The organism is Telluria sp. ZT3P26 (assembly GCF_059686035.1).
In genome coordinates this window covers 1-19,481 of record NZ_JCASII010000005.1, presented here as the reverse complement: position 1 = coordinate 19,481, position 19,481 = coordinate 1, and the positions used below count along the sequence as shown (strand labels likewise).

The window sequence follows — 19,481 nt, the reverse complement described above, 5'->3', positions numbered from 1 at the left end:
GAGTACAGATTAACGGAATGTTTCCAGCTCTTCTGTTAGCGCACGCACATAAATGCCATATCGCATTTGGGCCGCGACCAGGTCGAATTGCGCGACATCTTGCTCCTCAGAATGCTATTGTTTTAACAACACCATTCAACCTACACGTAGACACATCACCATGCATCCCCACACGCCGCCTTCTACCGACGCCACGACGCCGGAAACGCCCCTTACCCAGCGCAAACTCGCGCGCCGCGTCACACTCGTCAACGGTATCGGCGTCCTGTTCATCCTGGGCCTGGCAGCAGTCGTGCTCGCCGCCGACGCCCTGCTGCTGATCTTTGCCTGCATCCTGTTTTCGATCCTGCTCTACAAACTGAGCGCGCTGCTGCATCAGCGCACCGGCATCAAGCGCAATATCGCCCTCGTGATCGTCGTGCTGCTGCTCACCGCCATCTTTGGCCTGGGCGGCTGGGCGATGGCGCCGCAGATTTCCGAGCAATCAGGTCAGCTGGCCAAGGAAATCCCCGCCGCCGTCGAGCGCCTGCAAGGGGAAGTGGCGCAACATCCTGTGCTCAAGCGTGTGGTGGCCGAGCTGCCGCCACCGGAAGACATCGTCAAGCAGATGGGTTCGCTCGTACCGAATGCCGGCCTGTTCTTCAGTGGCGTCATCGGCGCGCTGGGCAATATTGTGATCATCATTTTCGTGGGCATTTACTTTGCCGCCTCGCCGGGTGTCTATACGGGCGGGTTCATCCGTCTCGTGCCGCAACAGAAGCGTGGTCGCGCACGTGAGGTCATGCAGGAGATGGGCGACAACCTGTCCAGCTGGCTGCTGGGCAAGGCCGTGTCGATGCTGATCGTCGGCGTCACGACGGCGATCGGCCTGAGCATGCTCGGCGTACCGCTGGCGCTGATCCTGGGCGTGATTGCGGGCCTGCTGGACTTCATCCCCTACCTGGGCCCGATCATGGCGGGCATCCCGGCGGTCCTGCTGGCGCTGTCGATCAGCCCTGACCTGGCGCTGTATGCGCTGCTGCTGTTTGCAGCGATCAATATGCTCGAGGGTTATGTGCTGCAGCCGATGATCGAGGCGAAGGCCATCGAATTGCCGCCGGCACTTGTGATCGTGATGCAACTGATCTTCGGCACGCTGTTCGGCTTTGCCGGCGTCGCGCTGGCCACGCCGCTGGCGGCCGTGCTGTCCGTGCTGGTCAAGATGCTGTATATCGAAGACATACTAGGCGACAGAACCGGGGACAGATCCGGGGACAAACGCACCAGCCGGCCATGAAAACAACAAAGCCGCGCAATGCGCGGCTTTGTCGATCATGATGCTGAAGTGAATCAGCGGAGCTGCATCAGCGATTGCCTTTTGCGATTTCCTTGACGTCGCCAACTTTCTTCTGAGCTTTGCCTTCAGCCTGGTTCGACATGCCTTCGCTCTGCTGCTGGCGGCTGCCGACGGCTTCGCCGACTTTCTCCTGCACCTTGCCGGCGACTTCCTTGGTCTTGCCCTTGACTTGATCCTTGTTCATTGCAATCTCCTTGCCCGTGACGTGGATGAGGCTTCACAGTAGGAGCATGTTCAGGTCAGTTCTGTACGCCGTTTAACACATGGGTTTGCGCCAGACGCTCGCCAGCCACGGTTGCTGGTCGCGCGGCAAACCTGGTGGCCGGTAATAGTGGTGCAGCGCGACGAAGCCGGCCGCCAGCATGAAGCGCTCCCAACTGTCGTAGTCATGGTAGCTGCCATAGCGCGCGCCGTTCCAGCCTTCCTGGTTATCGCCGCGTGGATTCGACGTGAACAGCACCCCGCCCGGCTTGAGCGTGCCGAACAATTGATCGAGCGTGCCTGGCAACGCCGCGCTCGGCACGTGAAACAGCACCGCGTTGGCAAAAATGCCATCGAACAACGCTGGCGGCAAATCCAGGTGCAGGAAATCCTGCTGCCACACCTCGCAACCACTGTACTGCCGGGCCATTGCGACAAACCGTTCGCTGCCATCGACGCCGATGGCACGGTGGCCGAGACCGCTGAAGGTCTTGAGGTCGCGCCCGGGCCCGCAACCAAGATCGAGGATCGTGTGCGGCGCTGGCGTGGCGATTGCGCCCAGCAGCGCATCAATGTTTTGACTTACGTCATGGTCGATGGTGCCGTTAAAGAAATCTTCGGCATGCTCGTTATAGTGTTCAAGCGTACTGCGGGTGATGTCGTCATGGTTCATGCGCATAGTATGCCAGCGGCGGCGCCCGTTGCGGGCCACACCCCTGCGCAAAATAATCTGAAAATATTTTCCAGATCACCCTAAAGTTTCCACAAGCGCAGTCGTAAATGACTCAGACAACCGGGAATCCGGCCTGAAAATTAATGCTCTGGTGCCAATATGAACGCAAACGATGTCCTTGCGATGTACGAAAACCTCGCTGACCTGACTGGTCAGATGACGCACGCCGCCAAGGCAGGCGACTGGCACGAGTTTGCACAATTGAATATGGAAGCCAGGGCTCAGGCAGCCCCGGCAGTGGCCGGCATGCCCGCACTGACGGGTGCCAAGCGCCTGAGCAAGGTCGCGCTGTTGAAGCAGCTGATGGCCAACGACCGCGCCATCCGCGATGTGACCGAGCCATGGGACGAGCAGGTCGATCGCGCGCTGCAAGCACACTGATCTGCCATCGAATCGTTGATCAAAGCACCTGCGGGTGCTTTTTTTACGCCGAAACGCCCACGTTGCAAACACCAGGCAACAAAAAAGCGCCCATCGGGCGCTTTGGTGGCCATCGAGCAGCGCGCTGGATGGCGAATTCGGTGAGAGGACGAACCCCAGCTATCTGCTGGCGTCGCCTCGTGCCGGTTGCTGCCGGCGTCCGTTGCCACTGTAGGCAAGCAGACTGCTTCCAGACACAGGCGTTTCCTCAACGGTCGTCTGCTTGCCGCGCCACCTATCGTTGGTGACTGCGCCAGACCCTGTGCTGTCTGTGATCTTGTCGATCACAAGACCATTATAGCTCAGAATCAAAGTTGTGTAGACATTTCCTTGTGCGGCTCGTCCAGCTGTGGTTCAACCGGCACCGGCGCCTTGTTCTTGCGCGCGAAACGCTGGCGCAGGCGCGCCATCAGCGACGTGCGCGGCATGGGCTCGATCACTGGCCCTGCCCGCTTGCGGCGGCGCAGCACGAGCAGCACACCACCCACCAGCACCAGTACGGCGATCACCGCGCCGGCGATCCAGCCCCAGGGCGTGGACGCGTCCGGTTCCGGCGCAGACCGCTTGCGCGAAGGCCGTGGCGTCGCCGGTTTCGCGACCTTGTCCTGGACGACGGCGGACGGACTGGCGCCCAGCGCCACTTGCAGCACCCGCACCTTGTCTTCGAGCGTGCCGATCTGCTCGCGCAACAAGGCATTCTTGACATCGAGCGCGGCGCACACGGGCGCACTGTCGGCGGAGGACGGTGCGCAGGTCGCGGCAGGCGCGGCTGCAGGGGCGGATGCGGGAACCGGCAGCGGCGTCAGCGATGGCGCCGACGCTTGCGCGGCTGCGGCCGGTTCCGGCGTTGGCGCTTCCTTCACCACAGCGAGCAGCTTGGGCGGCTTGGGCGGCTTGACCGGTTTGGGCGACTTCACTGGCGCTAGCTTGTGCGCCGCCACCACCGGCCTGGACGCCGCAACGGGTGCAACAGGCGGGTCGGCCACGACCGGCACGGGCGCCGGGGCCTGGGCCTGGGCCGGCACTGGCAGCGGTACGGCGGGCGCCGGCGGATTCGGGTTCGGCGTGATGAAGATCGTCACGAGACGCACGTCGCGTTCGCTGCCATCGGCCAGTTCCAGATACAGGTGCAGGCGGCTTGATTCGACCGGCGCCGACGACGTGACGCGCAGGAACTGACGGCCATCGCGCTGGGTCACACGCATGGCCAGCGTCGACAGCACGGCCGGCATGCCGATGTTCGCGCCACGGTACACGTCGGGGCGCGCCAGGCGTGCCTGGACGAGGGTTGCGGGCGAAGCAAGCGCGGTCAGCTCGAGCTCCAGCGCCAGCGGCTGGCCGATATACGAACTGATGCGCGGCTCACCAAGCTCGGCCGCGCCGACGCCGCAGGAGAGCAAAACACACGTGATGAATACAGGGAGGCGGCTGGCCATAGCAACTAACAAGAGTGAAGCCCAAGCGTCATTAACGGACATTGGGATAAACTCTTTAATCCCAGCCTCTTGCATATCAGGACATGTCCATGGAAAACAGGATTGAGAAAGACAGCTTTGGTCCAATCGACGTCCCGCAGAACAATCTGTGGGGTGCGCAGACCCAGCGTTCGCTGCACCACTTCGACATCTCGACCGAACGCATGGCGCCCGAACTCGTCGCCGCCCTCGCCCAGGTCAAGCGCGCCGCGGCCGCCGTCAACCGCTCGCTGGGCAAGCTGCCAGCCGACAAGGCCGACGCCATCATCCGCGCGGCCGATGAAGTGCTCGACGGGCGCCACCCCGGCGAATTCCCCCTGGCCGTGTGGCAGACCGGGTCGGGCACGCAAAGCAATATGAACATGAACGAAGTGCTGGCCAACCGCGGTTCCGAGCTGCTCGGCGGCGAGCGCGGCGAAGCACGCCTGCTGCACCCGAACGACCATGTCAACATGGGCCAGTCGTCCAACGACATCTTCCCCACCGCGATGCACGTGGCCGCTGCCTGGGCGCTGGCCAAGGAGGTGCTGCCCGCGCTGGCGCAATTGCGCAGCACGCTGCTGCGCAAGTCGCGCGATTTCGAGCCGATCGTCAAGATCGGCCGCACCCACTTGCAGGATGCGACGCCGCTGACGCTGGGCCAGGAATTTTCCGGCTACGTCGCCCAGCTCGAATTTGCCGAAAGCGCGCTCAAGTCCACCCTGTCGGGCCTGCTGCAACTGGCGGCCGGCGGCACCGCCGTGGGCACGGGCCTGAATGCGCATCCCGATTTCGCACCGCGCATCGCGGCCGAACTCGGTTCGCGCACCGGCCTGTCGTTCAAGTCGGCGCCCAACAAATTCATGGCGCTGGCCGGGCATGACGCGATGGTGTCGGCCCATGGCGCGTTCAAGCTGCTGGCGACGGCGCTGATGAAAATCGCCAACGACATCCGCTGGATGGCGTCCGGCCCGCGCTCGGGCCTGGGCGAAATCACGATCCCCGAAAACGAACCGGGCAGCTCGATCATGCCGGGCAAGGTCAATCCGACCCAGTGCGAAGCATTGACGATGCTCTGCTGCCAGGTGTTCGGCAACGATGTCGCGATCACGGTCGGTGGCTCGCAGGGCAATTTCGAGCTCAATGTGTTCAAGCCGATGATCGCGCACAACTTTTTGCAAAGCGCGCGCCTGCTGGCCGACGGCATGCGCTCGTTCGACACGCACTGCGCCCAGGGAATCGAACCGAACCTGGTCCGGATCGGCGAACTGATGGAAAAATCGCTGATGCTGGTGACCGCACTGGCGCCGCACATCGGGTATGATCGCGCCGCGCAGATCGCCAAGACCGCATCGAAGGAAGGCCTGACCCTGCGCCAGGCCGCCCTGCAGAGCGGTTTTGTCGACGACCAGCAGTTTGACCAGTGGATCGTGCCGATCGATATGACGCGGCCCGATCCGGTCGAGTAAATACCCAGTACCCGGGCGGCCTCGTAATCATCAGGCCGCCTTTTTATTCCCGAGGAAAGAATGCAGAAAATCGAATTTGAGTTGACGTCGGAGTTTGTCGAGGTCAACCAGTTGCTCAAGCTGGCCGGCCTGGTCGACAGCGGCGGCGCCGGCAAGAACCTGGTCGCCAGCGGCGTGGTGAAGGTGGATGGCAAGCAGGAATTGCGCAAGACGGCCAAGATCCGCACCGGTCAGGTCGTGACCCTGGGCGACGTGGAAATCACGGTTCGCTAAAAAATAGACAGAAAGACAGCTTCTTATGTTTGCGGCTTAACAAACAGAACCGGGCTTCCTTGTTTATATTTTAAGACGTTAATCAACGGCTTATAGGTGAAATCGATGGAAACCCCGGAAACCCGCGTCCAGTCGCAAGAGCAACTCATCGGTGATCTGCGACTCGTGATCGAAAACGCAGAAGAACTGCTCAAGAATACGGATCAATACTCGAGCGAGCTGTATCAGAGTGCACGGACGAAGCTGTCACTGGCCCTGGAAGCGGCCAATGAAGAGTTGTCCCGCTTCGAAGATGCCCAGCTCGAACGCATGATGGCCGCGACCCGTCTCGCCAACGAACAGTTTGCGGACCGCTCGGGCGAATCGCGCATCCTGCGCGCGTTTCACTAAGCAGTTCACCAAGCTGCAATAATGACGACCCGGCATCGCGCCGGTTTGTTCACGCCTTCGTATTGATCGAATTGCCCAGGTGCGACGGCAGGTTCGGTGCCTGCGGAAGCGATGCGATCATCTGCGCCGCCGACGAGGCTTCAATGTCCATGGCGCGCTTGAGCATGGTCATGCCCACTTCCTGACGGATACCGGTTTCAGCCATGCTGGTCGACAGCTTGGCAATACTCGTGACGTCCATATACTTCTCCAGAAAAAGACTCGTCAGTCTTTAACGACACCGCCGGGCAGAACTTGAGGGGCGGCGCCTGCCCAGGTAGCAACCCAGCCCAGCACCGCGCCGATGTCGTTCAGGTCGAGCCACGCCACGCCGGCGCGCACTGCCGCAGGACGGGGTACATCCGAGACCACCGCCACGATCGTCGCATCGTCGTTGTACAGGGCCGGCTTGCCCAGCGCCGGCCGATGCACTTCCAGCTTCGGCAGCGTCTCCCACTTGTAGCCTTCCACCAGCGTCAGGTCGGCCGGCGACAGGCGCGCCAGCAGCTCGGCCAGCGGGGGCTCGGGCGCAGCGCGCAGTTCACGCATGATGGCGATCCGGTACGGCGACGCGATCATCACCTCGGCCGCGCCGGCCAGACGCAGGCGCGCGCTGTCCTTGCGCGGCGGCTCGAGCTCGATATCGTGGTGGCTGTGCTTGACGATATTGACGCGCAGCCCGGCGCCGGACAGGCCAGCGACGAGATGCTCGAGCAGCGTTGTCTTGCCGCTGCCGGACCAGCCGACCACCGCCAGGACGGGCCCGGTCGTGCGATGGTCGGGTAACTCAGTACGGCGCACGGTAGCGGGTTCCACGGTAGTTCATCACGGCGGCCTTGGGCGTCAGGCGTTCGAGCACGAGGCCGGGCGCGACTTCCTCGCCTTCGCGGCGCAGCATCTTGTCGACCAGCAGCAGGCTTTCGCCGGGCGTCGGCGAATAGATGTAGCCGCCGAAGGCCAGCTTCGGAATCTCACGCTGCAGCGCATCCGGCAATTGCTGCAGCGTGCGCAGCGGTTCGTCGCCGCCTGGCTGCGCGGTCACGGTCGCCGGTGCCGGCGTGGCCTCGCGCGGCGGCGTTGACGGCGGCGCGACCGGTGCCGGTGCCGCTGCCGGTTTCGTGCGCACCGGGCGGGCTTCGGCCACCGGTGCAGGTGCAGGTGCGGGCTGGACAGCCGGGGCAGGCGCGGGTACGACAACAGCGGCCGGTGCAGGCGTCGCCACGGGTGCAGTTGTCGGCGCAGTTACCGGTGCAGTGATCGGTGCAGCGGCAGGCGCAACCACGGGCGGCGTCACAGTTGCCAGCCGCACCGGCGGCTCGCCCGCAAGGCGTGGCCACAGCAGCACGACCGCCGCCACGACCACGACCAGGCCCACGCCAAGCGCCAGGTAGCGCCGCTGCGCGCCCTGCCCTGCGCGCGGCGCCGCATAAGACGGGGCTGGTGCATGGATGGTCGGGGCGTTGCCCAGCTGGCGTTCGGCTTGCGCCTTCTTGAGTGCTTCGAGGATGTACGACATATCAGGTTCCCGTCCCGCCAGCGGTCAGCAAACGGGGTTCGGCCACGTTCGACAACTGGTTCAGGCGCATATAAGTGCGCGGCCCGGCCACGCCATCGGCCTTCAGGTCCTGCGCGGCCTGGAAGGCGCGCAGCCACTCCCTGGTGCGCGCATCGAGTGGCGTATCAAGCGCCGGCGCGGTTTCGTTGTGCAGGCCTGCCAGCCGTTGTGCGATCCAGTCGACGTCCGGCCCGCGGTCGCCTTGTGCGACGACATCGCGAAACGCCGCCGGCATGCGCCAGAAGGTGGTGAATTCGCCCCCGAAACGCGCGACGAAGGCAGCGATGTCGACGCGCTCGCGCCGCTCGCCGTGCGCCAGCGTGACGCTGCGCTCGTCCATCCCGACCAGCACGGCATGGCCGGTGCGCGGGCCGTCGTGCAGCGTGACCACGGCCGGCCGGTCGAGCAGGCGCAGTTCGTACAGGCCGCCCCGCCCCGCATGGCAGCGCAGGTTGGCGCGCAGCGCGGCCTCGCAGGTGGCCTTCGGGTCGGTGCCGGTCAGGTCGGCAAACGACGGCCCCCACAATGCCGCCAGTGCACCCAGCGCCGCAGTCTCGCTCTCGATCGTCGGCAGCGGCGCGCCTGGTGCGGCGACCGGGGTGGCGGCCGGGATGGTGACCTGCCTCGGCGTGGTCGACGTCACGGGCGCCGGCTTGACTGCAACCGCACGGGCAACTGCCGGCGCCGCCGCATGCTGCGGCAGCATCTGCCACGCCGCCGCGCCCAGCGCCACGCAGGCCAGTGCCCCGCCGGCCAGCAGCGGCCAGCGGCGCGGCGCGCGGCGCCCGGCCGGATCGTCGGCGAAGACTTCGGCGGCCGCCTTGCGCAAAATGGGGCGCGTGACCTGCGGACTGTTTTCGACATACGCGCCCAGCAGCGCGCGGTCACACAGCAGGTTGATCCGGCGCGGCACGCCATGCGCCAGGCGGTGCACCAGCGGCGTCAGGGCGGGCGGGAACGGCGCCCCGACCGCGCCGGCCACGGCCAGCCGGTGCGCGATGTACGCGCCCGTTTCCGCTTCCTGCAGTGGTCCCAGGTGATAGCGCGCGATCACGCGCTGGGCCAGTTGTTCGAGTTCGGGACGCGCGAGCATCGTGCGCAGTTCGGGTTGGCCGATCAGGATGATCTGCAGCAGCTTGCGCTCGCTGGTCTCAAGATTGGTCAGCAGGCGCAGTTGCTCGAGCACGTCGCTCGACAGGTTCTGCGCCTCGTCGATCACCAGCACGTTGTTCAGGCCCTGCGCGTGCGAGGCAAGCAGGTAGCGGTTGATCGCATCGACATAGCCCTTCACACCCGCGCCGGCCGCCGCCGGTGCCACCTCGATATGCAGCTCGTCGCACACGGTCTGCAGCAGCTCCTGCGCCGTCAGGCGCGGATTGAAGATGTACGCCAGGCGGCAGTTCGCAGGCACCTGCTCGATGAAGCAGCGGCAGACGGTGGTCTTGCCGGCGCCGATCTCGCCGGTGAGCAGCACGAAGCCGCCGCCGCTGCCGATCCCGTACAACAGGTGCGCCAGCGCTTCGCGGTGCCGTTCGCTCATGAACAGGTAACGCGGATCGGGGGCGATCGAAAATGGCGAGTGCGAGAGCTGGAAATAGTGGTTGTACATGAATGACTAACGGCCGCTGAGCGGCTTGAACTTGGCGCAGTATATTTTGCTTTTGTCGTTCGCGTAAGCGATCGTGCTGCCCGGGATCGACTTGCGCAACGGGTAGCGCGAGCCATCGACCGCGCGAAACGGCGTACCGGCGGCGGCGCGCACCGACTTTTCCAGTTCATCGGGCTTGGTCTCGAGGATGGCGGCCACGAACACGACGGCGCTCGTGTCGTCGCTGACCATGACCTGTTCCACCTTCGCACCCCACAGCGACGCCTCGGTGCGGAACCAGTAGGCCCCGCCCTCGCGCTTGTAGGCCGGGCCGAAGAATTCGGTGAGGTAGGCGTGGAAGTAGGCGTTATCGAGCTGGCTGCGGCACAGGAGCGCGCTGCCGATCACCGGCCCGAAGGTCGACGGCGCCGCACCCGCGCCCGTGGCGGCGCTGGCCAGCACGAGACCTGCGAGCAGCGACCGACCGCGCGGCAGCAGCGTGGTGGTACGACGGGCAACAACCGGGCGGATCATGGCGATACTCTCCTTCAGAGGCGCCCATTATGACACTGCCGCCGTCTATTTCGCGGCCGCCGCGGCCAGCACTGCATCGACGTCGTCCGGCAAGGCTGGCTTGAGCAGATGACGGTCGAACCCCGCCGCGCGCGAACGGGCGCGGTCTTCCTCCGTGCCCCAGCCCGTCAGCGCCACCAGCATGGCGCCGTCGAGCGCGGGCAGCTGGCGCAGGCGGCGCGCCGCTTCATAGCCGTCCATGAACGGCATGCCGATATCGAGAAACACCAGGTCGGGATGAAAGTGCGCAGCTTCTTCCACCGCTGCGGCGCCGTCGTGCACGACGCGGACCGTGTGGCCGGCCATCTCGAGCAGCGTCGCCAGCGTCGTGGCGGCGTCGACGTTGTCGTCCGCGACCAGCACCTGCAGTGTGCCAGCCTGCCCTGCCCGCAACGCACCGTCCACGGCGGGTGCAAGCGGCGGCGTCGCGGCGAGCGGCGCGACCATCAACGGCAGGCGCACGGTAAAGCAGCTGCCCAGGCCTTCGCCATCGCTGTGCGCGCTGACCACGCCCCCATGCAGTTCGACCAGGCGCCGCACCAGCGAGAGCCCGATCCCCAGCCCGCCGCTGGCCCGCTCGATGCTGCGCGCCACCTGGGTGAACATCTCGAACACGGCCGCCAGCATGTCGGGCGCGATGCCCACGCCATTATCGCGGACGGTCACCAGCGCGTCGCCGCCATCAAGGCGCACTGCCAGCCCGATACGCCCGCCCGGCGGCGTGTACTTGGCCGCATTCGACAGCAGGTTGCTCACCACCTGGCTGATGCGCACCGGGTCGGCGTCGACCGGCACCGCCGTTGCCGGCAGATCGACACTCAAGCCGTGGCCGGCAGCGTCGATCAGCGGCCTGCTGGTTTCGACGGCCGTCGCGATCACGTCGCGCAGGTCGACCGGCTGTACCTGCAGCACCAGCTTGCCGCTGGAAACGCGCGCGATGTCCAGCAGGTCGTTGATCAGGTGGACCATGTGCCCGACCTGGCGTTCCATCATCGCGCGCACACCGCCCAGCCGCGTGGCGCTGCCCGGCTTGTCCGCCCCCATGCGCAGCAGTTCGAGACCGTTGCGGATCGGCGCCAGCGGATTGCGCAGCTCGTGCGCCAGCGTGGCGAGGAACTCCGACTTGCGGCGGTCTGCGTCGTGCAGCGCTTCGCTCGCGCGCACCCGCTCGATATGCGCCCAGCAGCGCTCGACCACCGCCTCGACCAGCGCCACCTCGCCCGCCGTCCAGACACGCGGCGTGCGCTGGTGCACCGCCATCATCGCCGCCAGCCTGCCGCCCTTGACCAGCGGGCAGCAGATGATGGCGCTGACGTCGATCTGCGTGAACATCGCGGCGCCGTCTTCGTCCGTCAATTCGCGCCCGACGTCGTGGATCAGCAGCGTGCGGCCTTCGCGCATGTCGGCGCGCGCGCGCGAACCGAACAGGTCGAGCGAGTACACGCCCACGGTGCTGACCGCACCCGGCGTCACCCAGTCGTGGCGGATCGTGAAGCGGTCGTTGTCCGGCTCCAGGTCGGCGTAGGCCACGCGCGTGACGCCCAGGTATTGGCCCAGGAGGCGCGTGGCCTCGACCATGATCGTCTTCGGATCATGCGCGACGCGCGTGGCTTCGCCGATGGCGTCGAGCAGGCGCAGGCGCTCTTCGACCTGGCGTCGCTCGGTGATGTCGCTGCCAGTGGCGGCCACGAACAGCAACGCGCCGTCGTCGCCCATGACGGGCGCGATCACGAGATCGATGAAGCGCTCGCCGCCGCCTGCCACGAAGTACGGCAGTTCGCAGCGCACACGCTCGCCGCGCGCGGCCAGTGCGACGCAGGCCGCGATTTCGGCGGCCACCTTCGGCGAGCCGCTCCACCAGCCGCAGGCCTCGAATGGGCGCCCCAGCACATCGTCGCGCACGTAGCCGCCGGCATCCAGCGCCACGTGATTGGCTTCGATCAGCGTGCCGCCCGGGGTCATCAGGATCCCGAAGTGGGTGCCCTGCTCGAAGAACGTGCGGAACTTTGCGTTCGCTTCGGCCGCGGCCATCGCTTCGCTTGCGCTGGCGCGCACGCTCGCTTCGAACAGCTTGCGGGCCGTGATGTCGAGCGTGGTGCCAACCAGGCGCTCGGGTGCGCCGGCAGCGTCGCGCAGCAGGCGCCCGCTGGCCGCGATCCAGCGTTCGCGGCCATCGATGGCGCTGACCGTGCGGTATTCATCGCTGTAGTGGCCATCGCCCGGCGCGGCCAGCAGCGCCGCGACCCTCGCCACGACGCGCTCGCGGTCATCCGGATGGAACGCGGCATCGATCAGCGTGTGCGTGACCGGTCCGTCGGGCGGCACGCCGAAATGCGTGCGCGCATGCGTGTTCCAGACGATATCGCAGTGGGTCAGCGAATGGTCGAACAGGCCGAATTCGCCGGCATCGGCCGCGATGCGCAGCTTCTCGTTGCTGGTGGCCAGCGCGTGCAGTGCGTGGTCACGCTCGCGCCCTGCCAGGACCTGCGCCGTCGTTTCGGCGCACACGCAGCACACGCCCGCGACCAGCCCCGCTTCGTCGCGCAGCGCGATGGTCGAGAAGGTGACGTAGATCTGCTCCGGATAGCCGTTGCGCTGCACGGTGAAGCCATGGTCTTCCGCATGCACCGGGTTGCCTTGCAGCGTGGCGGACATGATCGGGCTCACCTCGTCCCAGGCATCGGCCCAGACCTCGGCGAACGGCTGGCCGAACGTCTGCCCGGGCTGCTCGCCGCGCGCGCCGAGCACGACGCGATACGCATCGTTATAGAGCAGGTGCAGCGCCGGCCCCCAGGCCACGTACATCGGCTGGCGCGCGCCGAGCATCAGGCTCACGGCCGTGCGCAGCGGTTGCGACCAGGCTTCGAGCGGGCCAAGCGGATGCTGCGCCCAGTCGAGCGCGCGTAACAGCGCGCCCATGTCGCCTCCACCGGTGGCAAACGCCAGGCTGGCAGGTGCAGGTTGCGGGTGCAGAAGGTCGGCCATGCAGGGTAGTCGGTTGGGATAATCACCGAACGATATCACCTTGCCAGCTTACAAGGCGGCGCGATGGTGAACAATCTGACATGTCCGCATCATCGCCACGATACCAATTAGCATACCAATTCCGTAGACTTTGGCCTTCCCGGTCCATCTTGCCTTCGATCGACGTACAGAATCCACCCTCAAGAACCATACCAGTTAAATACCTGTTGACATCAAAGAGTGCGCTGCCTATAGTGCGATGACCCTTTTCCCGGTATGGATTGCACACCATGATCGACTATCTCATTGGCGTTGACGGCGGCGGCACCAACACCCGCGTGCGCCTGGCCCGGCGTGATGGCACTGAACTGGCCACCGGCAGCAGTGGCGCGTCCGGCCTGCGTCACGGCATCGACAAGGCCTGGCGCGCGGTCCTTGCCGCCACCGGCCAGGCCTTCGCCACGATCGGCATCGACACCATTCCCATGGCCGCCTGCGCGATCGGCCTGGGCATGGCCGGCGTCCATAACAAGGAATGGGCGGCCGCCTTCCACGCCGCCAATCCCGGTTTCGGCGCCCTCGTGCTCGACACCGACGGCTTCACGACGCTGATGGGCGCCCATGGCGGGCGGCCCGGCGCGATTGTCGCCATCGGCACCGGCAGCGTCGGCGAAGCCCTGCGGCCCGACGGCACGCGCGTCGAAGTGGGCGGCTGGGGCTTTCCCGCCGGCGACGAGGCAGGCGGCGCCTGGATGGGCCTGCGCGCGATCGGTCACGTCCAGCAGGTGCTCGACGGCCGCACCGAGGGCGGCGCCTTTGCCGACGCCGTGATTGCCGCCTGCGGCGGCGCGCGCGACCCGATCCAGGTCTGGCTCGGGCACGCCACGCAGACTGACTATGCAGGCCTGGCGCGCTTCGTCGTGGCGCACGGCGCCAGCGACCCCGTGGCCGCCCGGATCCTGACACAGGCCGGCACCGAAGCGGCCAGCATCGCGCGTGCGCTCGACCCGTCGGGCAGCCTGCCGCTGGCGCTGTGCGGCGGCCTCGGTGACACGCTGCGCGCCTACCTGCCGGCCGCCACGCTGGCGCGCTGCACGGCGCCGCATGGCGACTCCGCCGCCGGCGCGCTGCGCATGATCGAACTGCATCTGAAGGACACCAACCCATGACAAACGACGCTCGCCAACCCATCAAGGGCAACATCCTCACCCCGGCCGGCTGGGTGCACGGCGCGCTGCGCTTCGGTGCGCGCATACAGAGCATCGACGGGCGCCGGGTCGACCCGGCCAACAATGACGACGTGTATATCGTGCCGGGCTTCATCGACGTGCACGTGCACGGCGGCGCGGGCCGCGACATGATGGAAGGCGGCGACGCCCCGCACGTCATCGCCGCGCTGCACGCAAAACACGGCACCACCAGCCTGCTCGCCACGACCATGACCGCGCCGGTGGAAGACATCGACCGGGCCCTGGCCGCCATCGGCGCAGCCTGCACGGCGCGCGGCAAGGGCGAGGCGCGCATCCTTGGCGTGCACCTGGAAGGCCCGTACATCAACGCCGGCAAACTGGGCGCCCAGCCGCCATTCGCGCGCGAAGCCCATCTCGATGAAGTCATGCGCTTTCACGCGCTGGCGCCGATGAAGCTCATCACCGTGGCGCCCGAGATCGACGGCCACATGGCCCTCGTGCGGCAATTGACGAAGGCCGGCATCCGGGTCCAGATCGGCCACACCAACGGCAATTACGACGTCGGCGTGGCCGCCCTCGAACACGGCGCGGCCGGCTTCACGCACCTGTTCAACGCCATGCCCGGGCTGCACCACCGCGATCCCGGCATGGTTGGCGCAGCGCTCGCGCATGCCGAATACGCCGAGATCATTCCCGACCTGCTGCACGTGCACCCGGGCGCGATCCGCACGGCCCTGCGCTGCATCCCCAAACTGTTCTGCGTGACCGATTCGACGGCGGCTGCCGGCATGCCCGATGGCGAGTACATGCTGGGCCGCCAGGTGGTCCACAAATGCATGGGCGGCGTGCGCCTGGCCGACGGCACGCTGGCCGGCAGCACGCTGACGATGGACCAGGCGCTGCGCAATCTGGTGGGCATGGGGCTGTCGATCGAAGATGCCAGCAAGCGCGTCTCGACCCATGCCGCCGACTACCTGGGCGAAATCCGGCGCGGCCGCCTGGCGCCTGGCTGTCACGCCGACTTCGTGGTCCTGGACCGCGCCCTGAACATCAAAGCTGTCCATATCGAAGGAGAATGCCTGTGAATGCCACACCCGCCACCGCTGACGGTCACCAATCGCTGATGCTGCAAGAGGCGCTGTCGTCCGGCGACTGCATCGCCCACGCCCTGACGCAGGACGCCGACCGCTACGCCGCGCTGGGCGAACAGCTGCGCGGGGCCCGGCTGCACAGCGCCGTGACCGTGGCGCGCGGCAGCTCGGATCACGCGTCGGGCTACCTGGCCTACCTGATCATGTCGCGCATGGGCCGCCTGGTGACGTCGCTGCCGATGTCGCTCATCACGCTGTACAAGTCGCCGATCATCGCGCGCGACACGCTGGCGATCGCCATTTCGCAGTCGGGCCAGAGCCCGGACGTGGTCGAGCCGATGCGCTACTTCCGCGCCGGCGGCGCCGTCACGGTGGCACTGGTGAACGACGCCGCTTCGCCGCTGGCCGATGCCGCCGAGTGGACCATGCCGCTGCATGCCGGCAAGGAGCACAGCGTGGCCGCGACCAAGAGCTTCATCGCGAGCCTGGTGGCCGGCGCGCGCCTGGTCGCCGACTGGCAGAACGACCCCGAACTGAAGGACGGCATCGCCGCCCTGCCCGATGCGCTGCGCGCGGCCCGCAGTTTCGGCCAGGACGGCGACTGGTCGGCCGCCATCGACGTGCTGGCACCGGCACGCAACATCATGGTGGTGGGCCGCGGCATCAGCTTCCCGCTGGCGCTCGAAGCGGCGCTCAAGTTCAAGGAAACCTCGGCGCTGCAGGCCGAAGCGTTCTCCGGCGCCGAGATCAAGCATGGCCCGATGGCGCTGATCGAAGACGGCTATCCGTTGCTGATCTTCGCAACCCGTGGCCCGACACAGGCCAGCCTGGTGGCGCTGGCCGACGACATGCGCGCACGCGGCGCGCGCGTGCTGCTCGCGGCGCCGGCCGATATCGCCAGCCGCGACCTGACGCTGCCCACTGCCGCCATCCCCGACCTCGATCCGATCGTCGCGGCGCAGGCGTTCTACACGATGGCCGCGCGGCTGTCAGCGGCGCGCGGCATGAATGCCGACCAGCCGCGCCACCTGAGCAAAGTCACCAAGACGAACTAACGCCCCGAATCACGCACATGAACGACTACCTCGACCTGGCCGGCCAACTGGTGATGGTGCGCCTGTTCGGCACCGAACTCGATGCCGACACCGATGCCTTCCTGCGTACCTACCGCATTCGCGGCGCCTGCCTGTTCCGCCAGAACATGCGCGACGCGGCGCAGCTGACCCGCTTCACGGGCGCGCTGCGTGACGCGATCGGCCCGCAGGCCCTGATCGCCCTCGACCAGGAAGGCGGCGCCGTCGTGCGCTCGACCTGGGTGCCGGCGCCGCCAAGCGCGATGGCGCTCGGCGCGGCCAATGATCCGGACCTGGCGCGCGAGGTCGGCGCGGCCGTGGCGCGCGCGGTGCGTTCGCTCGGCTTCAACTGGAACTTCGCGCCGGTGCTGGACCTGAACAACAACCCGCACAACCCGGTGATTGCCGAGCGCTCGTTCGGCGCCGATCCCGAACAGGCGACGCGCATTGCGCTGGCCTGGATGGAAGGCAGCGAGCGCGAAGGCGTGGCCTGCTGCGTCAAGCACTTCCCCGGCCACGGCGACACGCACGTCGACTCGCACCGCGACCTGCCGTACGTGGACAAATCGCGCGCCGAACTCGAACGCTTCGAGTTCGCCCCGTTTCGCATCGCTGCGCCCCACGCACCGGCCATGATGACGGCCCACATCGTCTATCCGGCGCTGGACCCCGTCAATCCGGCCACCATGTCGCATGCGATCCTGACCGGCGTGCTGCGCGGGCAATTCGGCTACGACGGCGTGATCATCACCGACGGCATGGACATGCACGCGATCGCGCACCGCTACGGCGTCGGCCAGGCCGCCGTCAACGCGCTGGTGGCCGGTGCCGACATGGTCATGGCCATCGGCACGCGCGAGACGCAAATCGAGACCGTGCACGCGATCGCCGCCGCGATCCGCGACGGCGTGCTGCCGCTGGCCGCCGTGCAGGCGCGTCTGGCGCGCCTTGGCAAGCTGGCCGATGCGCACCCGGCCGGTTCTGTCGCCTACGCCGCCGAAGCGGATGACCGCGCACTGATGGAACGCGCCTGGCGCGCGGGCCTGACGGCACTGCGCTCGCCACAACGCCCTGAGCGCGGTGCGCGCGTGCGCCTGGTTGCGCGCGCCGACGTGGTCAGCGACGGGGTGTCCGAAGCCGGCGTGCCGGCGGCCAGCATCGCGGCAGCGTTGTCGCAGCTGTATGACGTCGACCTGGTGACCTTCGCCGACAGCGAGACCTTCGACTGGGCTGCGCTGCCGGCCAATGGCCGCTTCACGATCCTGGCCTCGACGGCGCGCCGCCGTTACGGACCGCAAGCCTGCGCGACCTGGCGGCCCGACCTGCACCTGGCGCTGTGGAACCCGTATCAGGCGCTCGACTTTCCTGGTCCGGCCCTGCTCACGTATGGCTTTGCGCCACCGGCGCTGGCCGCGGCGGTGGCGTGGCTGGCCGGCGGGATCGACGCGCCGGGCGTCTGCCCGGTACCGGGTTTTGACGGGCCGTGACAGCGGCAAGGTAACGCGATGTAACGACACGGGCACGGCGGCGCGTGCTGCGGCACAATTGCCAATCCAGAAAAAGCTGGATATATGGGACAATGCTTTTTTGTCCGAGCTTGGCATTTTTGCTATATTGCAAAACGCACATTTCGTATATTTTTTGTCTAGATAGAAGGATAACCAATGTCCCAATTCCGTCTCGCCCGCCTCTGCCTGATGCTGGCCGCCGTCGGCCTGAGCTCCGCTGCCGTGATTCCTGCCGTCCACGCGCAGGATAAGGCTGCCCCAGCCGCAGCTGCAGCGCCGAAGGACACCGTCCGCCCAGAGCTGTTCAAGCTGCTCGACCCGGCGCAGATCAAGCCGCTGATGGATGCAAAGAATTACGCCGAAATCCAGAGCCGCGTGACGCAGGCCGAAGCCTTCCCGAACCGCACGCCGTATGAAGACTACGTCGTCAACCGCATGAAGCTGTCGCTGGGTTCGGCAACGAACGACAACGCCATCTCGATCCCTGCCCTCGAAGCCGTCATCGCATCGGGCCGCCTGGCGCCGAACGAGCAGGCCGACTTCATCCAGGCCCTGGCGAACATGCACTACAACGCCAAGGATTACCCGAAGGCGATCGAGTGGTTCAAGCGCTATCAGAAAGAAAGCCCGACGCCTGAAAAGGTCGCCGCACCACTGACCCGCGCCTATTACCTGGGCGGCGATTACGCCAGCGCCAAGACGGCACTGCTGCCAGCCATCGAGGCGACCGAAAAAGCCGGCCAGAAGCCAAGCGAAGAAGACCTGCGCCTGCTGGCCTCGTCGGCTAACAAGGTCAAGGACGATGCTGGTTACCTGGTCGCACTGGAAAAGCTGGTCGCCCACTACCCGAGCGACGACTTCTGGACCGACCTGCTCAACCGCGGCGTCGCGCGCAAGTCGGGCTTCGATGCGCAGACCAACATGATCAACGTGTATCGCCTGGAAGCCGCTGCCGTCAAGCAGATGGCGGCCGAGGAATACGTCGACCTGGCCGAGCTGTCGCTGCGTGACGGTTTCCCGACCGAAGCGAAGAAAACGATGGATGCCGGCTACGCTGCTGGCGTGCTGGGCAAAGGCGCCAATGCCAAGACCCACAACGCACTGCGCGACAAGGCCAACAAGGGCGCAGCGGACGATGCCAAGAACATCGCCGCCGGCGAAGCAGGCGCAGCCAAGGCCAAGACCGGCGCTGGCCTGGTCAACCTGGGTTGGGCATACGCCACGATGGACCAGGGCGACAAGGGTGTCGGCTTCATCCAGCAAGGTATCGCCAAGGGCGGTCTGAAGAACGCCGAAGAAGCCAAGCTGCGCCTGGGCATGGCACAAGTCCGCGCCGGCAAGAAAGCCGACGCCATCTCGACCTTCCAGACCGTCAAGGGCGGCGGCGGTGCAGGCGACCTGGCCAAGTACTGGCTGGTGCTGCTGCAGCAGCAAAAGTAAGACTGCTGTCGTTGATGTCCCCGTGAAAGCGGGCCGGGCCTCAGGCCTGGCCCGCTTTTTTCATGGCAAAAGCCGGGGTCAGATACCGTCTTGAATTGCAAGCCGATTCGATAAGAAATTTGCGTCGAATGGCTTGCCTGTTCGAATGACGCCGTAGATCAGATGGGCCAATTTGTGCGTAACG

General features: G+C 66.3%; 19 protein-coding genes. 10 read left to right on the top strand and 9 right to left on the bottom strand.

Going from position 1 to position 19,481, the window contains the following annotated elements; genetic code table 11:
- Positions 1 to 160: 160 nt before the first annotated feature.
- Positions 161 to 1,276, top strand: coding sequence for an AI-2E family transporter (locus AC56LN_RS16540; RefSeq protein WP_499573340.1), 1,116 nt, complete (start codon positions 161 to 163; stop codon positions 1,274 to 1,276).
- Between the two features lie 67 nt (positions 1,277 to 1,343).
- On the opposite strand, the gene AC56LN_RS16535 is transcribed toward AC56LN_RS16540, so the two are convergent.
- Together AC56LN_RS16535 and AC56LN_RS16530 are read right to left on the bottom strand one after the other, a co-directional pair.
- Positions 1,344 to 1,520: a CsbD family protein gene (locus AC56LN_RS16535; protein WP_332530716.1), complete on the bottom strand. Its 177-nt coding sequence runs from the start codon at positions 1,518 to 1,520 to the stop codon at positions 1,344 to 1,346.
- Between the two features lie 72 nt (positions 1,521 to 1,592).
- A complete protein-coding gene (locus tag AC56LN_RS16530; protein ID WP_499573338.1) occupies positions 1,593 to 2,210 on the bottom strand; it encodes a class I SAM-dependent methyltransferase in 618 nt (205 codons plus the stop codon).
- Between the two features lie 159 nt (positions 2,211 to 2,369).
- On the opposite strand from AC56LN_RS16530, the gene AC56LN_RS16525 reads away from it, so the two are divergent.
- The gene (locus AC56LN_RS16525) at positions 2,370 to 2,651 is read left to right on the top strand and encodes a flagellar protein FliT (protein WP_482897861.1); all 282 of its coding nucleotides are present in this window, start codon (positions 2,370 to 2,372) and stop codon (positions 2,649 to 2,651) included.
- 347 nt (positions 2,652 to 2,998) lie between these two features.
- Here the strand turns inward: AC56LN_RS16525 and AC56LN_RS16520 are convergent, their stop codons facing one another.
- Positions 2,999 to 4,090, bottom strand: coding sequence for a FimV/HubP-related protein (locus AC56LN_RS16520; protein ID WP_499573337.1), 1,092 nt, complete (start codon positions 4,088 to 4,090; stop codon positions 2,999 to 3,001).
- 125 nt (positions 4,091 to 4,215) lie between these two features.
- Between AC56LN_RS16520 and fumC the strand changes: the two genes are divergently transcribed.
- The 3 genes from fumC (at position 4,216) to AC56LN_RS16505 (ending at position 6,276) form a co-directional block, all read left to right on the top strand.
- The gene (fumC, locus tag AC56LN_RS16515) at positions 4,216 to 5,613 is read left to right on the top strand and encodes a class II fumarate hydratase (protein ID WP_499573334.1); all 1,398 of its coding nucleotides are present in this window, start codon (positions 4,216 to 4,218) and stop codon (positions 5,611 to 5,613) included.
- Between the two features lie 60 nt (positions 5,614 to 5,673).
- Positions 5,674 to 5,886, top strand: coding sequence for an RNA-binding S4 domain-containing protein (locus tag AC56LN_RS16510; RefSeq protein ID WP_258836198.1), 213 nt, complete (start codon positions 5,674 to 5,676; stop codon positions 5,884 to 5,886).
- A 105-nt stretch (positions 5,887 to 5,991) separates the two neighbouring features.
- A complete protein-coding gene (locus tag AC56LN_RS16505) occupies positions 5,992 to 6,276 on the top strand; it encodes a DUF883 domain-containing protein (RefSeq protein WP_183550001.1) in 285 nt (94 codons plus the stop codon).
- A 49-nt stretch (positions 6,277 to 6,325) separates the two neighbouring features.
- On the opposite strand, the gene AC56LN_RS16500 is transcribed toward AC56LN_RS16505, so the two are convergent.
- Genes AC56LN_RS16500 through AC56LN_RS16475 form a run of 6 tightly spaced genes read right to left on the bottom strand, consistent with a single transcriptional unit; the run spans position 6,326 to position 13,016 of the window.
- Positions 6,326 to 6,517 carry a YjfB family protein gene (locus AC56LN_RS16500; protein ID WP_499573331.1) on the bottom strand — a complete coding sequence of 64 codons (192 nt, stop codon included), beginning with the start codon at positions 6,515 to 6,517 and terminating at the stop codon, positions 6,326 to 6,328.
- Between the two features lie 23 nt (positions 6,518 to 6,540).
- A complete protein-coding gene (gene mobB, locus AC56LN_RS16495; RefSeq protein WP_499573329.1) occupies positions 6,541 to 7,131 on the bottom strand; it encodes a molybdopterin-guanine dinucleotide biosynthesis protein B in 591 nt (196 codons plus the stop codon).
- Positions 7,103 to 7,831, bottom strand: coding sequence for a general secretion pathway protein GspB (locus AC56LN_RS16490; RefSeq protein ID WP_499573328.1), 729 nt, complete (start codon positions 7,829 to 7,831; stop codon positions 7,103 to 7,105). Before AC56LN_RS16490 ends, mobB begins: the two co-directional genes overlap by 29 nt.
- Position 7,832: 1 nt before the next feature.
- Positions 7,833 to 9,479 carry an AAA family ATPase gene (locus tag AC56LN_RS16485; RefSeq protein WP_499573327.1) on the bottom strand — a complete coding sequence of 549 codons (1,647 nt, stop codon included), beginning with the start codon at positions 9,477 to 9,479 and terminating at the stop codon, positions 7,833 to 7,835.
- Between the two features lie 6 nt (positions 9,480 to 9,485).
- Complete coding sequence (locus AC56LN_RS16480) at positions 9,486 to 9,992, bottom strand: hypothetical protein (RefSeq protein WP_499573325.1); 507 nt, start codon at positions 9,990 to 9,992, stop codon at positions 9,486 to 9,488.
- A 45-nt stretch (positions 9,993 to 10,037) separates the two neighbouring features.
- A complete protein-coding gene (locus AC56LN_RS16475) occupies positions 10,038 to 13,016 on the bottom strand; it encodes a PAS domain-containing hybrid sensor histidine kinase/response regulator (protein WP_499573324.1) in 2,979 nt (992 codons plus the stop codon).
- Between the two features lie 269 nt (positions 13,017 to 13,285).
- Between AC56LN_RS16475 and AC56LN_RS16470 the strand changes: the two genes are divergently transcribed.
- From AC56LN_RS16470 to AC56LN_RS16450, 5 genes are all read left to right on the top strand, one after another.
- Positions 13,286 to 14,164, top strand: coding sequence for a glucosamine kinase nucleotide-binding domain-containing protein (locus tag AC56LN_RS16470; protein ID WP_499573322.1), 879 nt, complete (start codon positions 13,286 to 13,288; stop codon positions 14,162 to 14,164).
- On the top strand, positions 14,161 to 15,270 hold the full coding sequence (gene nagA, locus AC56LN_RS16465; protein ID WP_499573321.1) for an N-acetylglucosamine-6-phosphate deacetylase: 1,110 nt from the start codon (positions 14,161 to 14,163) through the stop codon (positions 15,268 to 15,270). The genes AC56LN_RS16470 and nagA overlap by 4 nt, the downstream gene beginning before the upstream one ends.
- Positions 15,271 to 15,308: 38 nt before the next feature.
- Positions 15,309 to 16,331, top strand: a complete 1,023-nt coding sequence (locus AC56LN_RS16460) for an SIS domain-containing protein (protein ID WP_499573956.1) — start codon at positions 15,309 to 15,311, stop codon at positions 16,329 to 16,331.
- 17 nt (positions 16,332 to 16,348) lie between these two features.
- A complete protein-coding gene (gene nagZ, locus AC56LN_RS16455) occupies positions 16,349 to 17,836 on the top strand; it encodes a beta-N-acetylhexosaminidase (protein ID WP_499573317.1) in 1,488 nt (495 codons plus the stop codon).
- Between the two features lie 177 nt (positions 17,837 to 18,013).
- Entirely contained in the window at positions 18,014 to 19,297 is a 1,284-nt protein-coding gene (locus AC56LN_RS16450) for a tetratricopeptide repeat protein (RefSeq protein WP_499573315.1), read from the top strand.
- Positions 19,298 to 19,481: the final 184 nt, after the last annotated feature.

Excerpts from the sequence above, each read along its gene's own strand:
- AC56LN_RS16510 (WP_258836198.1), top strand. The coding sequence starts at position 5,674 with ATGCAGAAAATCGAATTTGAGTTGACGTCGGAGTTTGTCGAGGTCAAC.
- AC56LN_RS16530 (WP_499573338.1), bottom strand. The coding sequence starts at position 2,210 with ATGAACCATGACGACATCACCCGCAGTACGCTTGAACACTATAACGAG.
- AC56LN_RS16475 (WP_499573324.1), bottom strand. The coding sequence starts at position 13,016 with ATGGCCGACCTTCTGCACCCGCAACCTGCACCTGCCAGCCTGGCGTTT.
- fumC (WP_499573334.1), top strand. The coding sequence starts at position 4,216 with ATGGAAAACAGGATTGAGAAAGACAGCTTTGGTCCAATCGACGTCCCG.
- AC56LN_RS16490 (WP_499573328.1), bottom strand. The coding sequence starts at position 7,831 with ATGTCGTACATCCTCGAAGCACTCAAGAAGGCGCAAGCCGAACGCCAG.
- AC56LN_RS16540 (WP_499573340.1), top strand. The coding sequence starts at position 161 with ATGCATCCCCACACGCCGCCTTCTACCGACGCCACGACGCCGGAAACG.
- AC56LN_RS16480 (WP_499573325.1), bottom strand. The coding sequence starts at position 9,992 with ATGATCCGCCCGGTTGTTGCCCGTCGTACCACCACGCTGCTGCCGCGC.
- AC56LN_RS16460 (WP_499573956.1), top strand. The coding sequence starts at position 15,309 with ATGCTGCAAGAGGCGCTGTCGTCCGGCGACTGCATCGCCCACGCCCTG.
- AC56LN_RS16500 (WP_499573331.1), bottom strand. The coding sequence starts at position 6,517 with ATGGACGTCACGAGTATTGCCAAGCTGTCGACCAGCATGGCTGAAACC.
- nagZ (WP_499573317.1), top strand. The coding sequence starts at position 16,349 with ATGAACGACTACCTCGACCTGGCCGGCCAACTGGTGATGGTGCGCCTG.
- nagA (WP_499573321.1), top strand. The coding sequence starts at position 14,161 with ATGACAAACGACGCTCGCCAACCCATCAAGGGCAACATCCTCACCCCG.
- AC56LN_RS16525 (WP_482897861.1), top strand. The coding sequence starts at position 2,370 with ATGAACGCAAACGATGTCCTTGCGATGTACGAAAACCTCGCTGACCTG.
- AC56LN_RS16505 (WP_183550001.1), top strand. The coding sequence starts at position 5,992 with ATGGAAACCCCGGAAACCCGCGTCCAGTCGCAAGAGCAACTCATCGGT.
- AC56LN_RS16450 (WP_499573315.1), top strand. The coding sequence starts at position 18,014 with ATGTCCCAATTCCGTCTCGCCCGCCTCTGCCTGATGCTGGCCGCCGTC.
- AC56LN_RS16535 (WP_332530716.1), bottom strand. The coding sequence starts at position 1,520 with ATGAACAAGGATCAAGTCAAGGGCAAGACCAAGGAAGTCGCCGGCAAG.
- AC56LN_RS16485 (WP_499573327.1), bottom strand. The coding sequence starts at position 9,479 with ATGTACAACCACTATTTCCAGCTCTCGCACTCGCCATTTTCGATCGCC.
- AC56LN_RS16470 (WP_499573322.1), top strand. The coding sequence starts at position 13,286 with ATGATCGACTATCTCATTGGCGTTGACGGCGGCGGCACCAACACCCGC.